Annotated in this window: 2 protein-coding genes; both read left to right on the forward strand. The window is 62.5% G+C overall.

The annotated features are described in order from the left end of the window. Positions 1-244 (forward strand): succinate dehydrogenase, hydrophobic membrane anchor protein (sdhD, locus tag AC1D1P_RS23895; protein ID WP_477674726.1); only part of this gene is annotated, 244 nt, incomplete at its 5' end. Positions 245-295: 51 nt separating this feature from the next. Beyond that, on the forward strand, positions 296-1,140 hold an 845-nt coding region (locus tag AC1D1P_RS23900; RefSeq protein ID WP_477674727.1), incomplete at its 3' end, for an FAD-dependent oxidoreductase.

The raw sequence follows: 1,140 nt of genomic DNA on the forward strand, positions 1-1,140 counted from the left end.
GGTCATCTTCAGCAAAGGCCCCATCGGCTACGACAAGTGGGCCGGCATCTTCTCGTCCCAGTGGATGAAGACGCTGACGTTTGTGGTCATCGTTGCCCTACTGTTGCACGTGTGGGTCGGCATGCGCGACATCTGGATGGACTACATCAAGCCAGCCTCCATCAAACTCGTTTTGAATGTTTTCACGATCGTCTGGCTGGTGGCCTGCGCCGGCTGGGGCATTCAGGTGCTGTGGCGCGTTTAAGCCGCCGCTGACCCCACAGACCCGACAAGAAGACCGACACCCCACAAAATCATGACAGCAACATCCAAACTCCCCAAGCGCAAATTTGACGTCGTCATCGTCGGTGCCGGCGGCTCCGGCATGCGCGCATCGCTGCAGCTGGCGCGCGCCGGCCTCAACGTGGCCGTGCTTTCCAAAGTGTTCCCCACCCGCTCGCACACCGTTGCAGCCCAGGGCGGCATCGGCGCATCGCTCGGCAACATGAGCGAAGACAACTGGCACTACCACTTCTATGACACCGTCAAGGGCTCCGACTGGCTCGGCGACCAGGACGCCATCGAATACATGTGCCGCGAAGCGCCCAAGGTCGTGTACGACCTCGAGCATATGGGCATGCCTTTCGACCGCAACCCCGACGGCACGATTTACCAGCGCCCCTTCGGCGGCCACACCGCCAACTACGGTGAAAAACCCGTGCAGCGCGCCTGCGCCGCGGCCGACCGCACCGGCCACGCCATGCTGCACACGCTGTACCAGCAAAACGTCAAGGAAAAAACCAGCTTTTTCGTCGAGTGGATGGCGCTGGACCTGATCCGCGACTCCGCCGGTGACGTCGTGGGCGTGACCGCCCTCGAAATGGAAACCGGCGACGTCCACATTTTTGAAGCCAAGACCACGCTGTTGGCCACCGGCGGCGCAGGGCGCATTTTTGCCGCGTCAACGAACGCCTTCATCAACACTGGCGACGGCCTGGGCATGGCAGCGCGTGCCGGCATCCCGCTGGAAGACATGGAATTCTGGCAGTTCCACCCGACCGGCGTGGCCGGCGCCGGCGTGCTGCTGACCGAAGGCTGCCGCGGCGAAGGAGCGATTCTGCGCAACAGCAATGGCGAGCGTTTCATGGAGCGTTATGCGCC

The organism is Polaromonas sp. P1_E1_2 (assembly GCF_056406035.1).